We start from the raw sequence: 1,287 nt of genomic DNA, 5'->3' as shown, positions 1-1,287 counted from the left end.
CGGGTTTCCTGGAGAGTGTTTTATCTGTGAACTCAGGCTGCCAGATCATCGTTTCCGATGGAAGCATAATAAGCTTTTTCTGCTTCTGCCGGAGGAGTATGGCCCAGCCTTTCCAGCAATCGTCGATTGTTATACCAGTCCACCCACGTGAGTGTGGCCAGTTCCACTTCTGCACGGTTTTTCCAGCTCTTACGGTGTATTACCTCCGCTTTGTAAAGGCCATTGATGCTCTCCGCCATCGCGTTGTCATACGAGTCGCCTGTACTTCCTGTTGATGCCAGTAATCCGGCTTCCTTAAGCCGCTGTGTGTAGGCCAGCGATACATACTGAGAACCTTTATCACTGTGATGGACTGTGCCGGACGGTCGACGGGCCCATAACGCCTGCTCCAGAGCATCCAGCACAAATGTCGTTTCCATAGACGATGAGACCCGCCACCCCACGATGTATCCGGCAAACACATCAATGATGAACGCCACATAGACGACCCCCTGCCATGTGCTGACGTAAGTAGAATCAGCCACCCACAACTGGTCAGGACGTTCTGCCACGAACTGACGGTTTACGCGGTCGCCTGCGACAACGGCTTTCCGGCTGACGGTAGTGCGGACCTTTTTACCCCGGAGAACACCGGAAAGTCCCATAACCGCCATGAGGCGCGCCACTGTACATCTGGCCACCCTGATTCCTTCCCGTAACAACTGACGCCAGACTTTACGCACACCGTACATCGTATACGCGCTGTATCTCTCTCTTCAGCCAGTCATCGCGCTGCGCACGGGCACTGCGTTTATCCGGATGATGTCGCTGTTGCTGACAGTGGTAATACGTTGACGGGGCAATATGCAGTTCGCTGCATAGCGGTCCGACCCCGTACTGCTCACGCAGCTTATCCAGCAGTGGCATCATTTTTTCCAGAGGCGGTCGAACTCCGCCTTCGCAAAATAAGCGGAAGCCTGGCGAAGGATATCGTTACTGCGGCGCAGTTCACGATTTTCACGTTCCAGCTCTTTCAGACGCTGACGTTCAGCGGTGGTGAGCCCGCCATCACCGCCTCCGGTATCCCGCTCATGCTGGCGTACCCAGACACGCAGAGTCTCCGGTGTACAGCCAATCTTTGGGGCAATGGAACAAATTGCCGCCCACTGTGAGTCATATTCGCCCTGACTTTCCAGAACCATACGAATCGCCCTCTGACGGACTTCGGGGGAAAAACGAGTATTTTTAGTCATCCTGTTTACCTCTTTCTCAGGGAGTTTAGTCTCCAGGATTCCCGGGGCGGTTCAA

The 1,287-nt window shown here is 54.3% G+C and carries 1 pseudogene and 1 other annotated feature; the pseudogene reads right to left on the bottom strand.

What is annotated here, in order from left to right:
* Window positions 1-32: 32 nt before the first annotated feature.
* Window positions 33-1,232: pseudogene (locus ACJHWT_RS25390) on the bottom strand (IS3 family transposase).
* Window positions 835-951, bottom strand: a sequence feature (AL1L pseudoknot). It overlaps the preceding pseudogene by 117 nt.
* Window positions 1,233-1,287 lie beyond the last annotated feature (55 nt).

Source organism: Escherichia sp. WS338 (genome assembly GCF_046486405.1).
Taxonomy (GTDB): Bacteria; Pseudomonadota; Gammaproteobacteria; order Enterobacterales; family Enterobacteriaceae; genus Escherichia; species Escherichia coli.
Note: the sequence above shows the minus strand (reverse complement) of the source record. Positions and strands in the feature narration are given on the sequence as shown.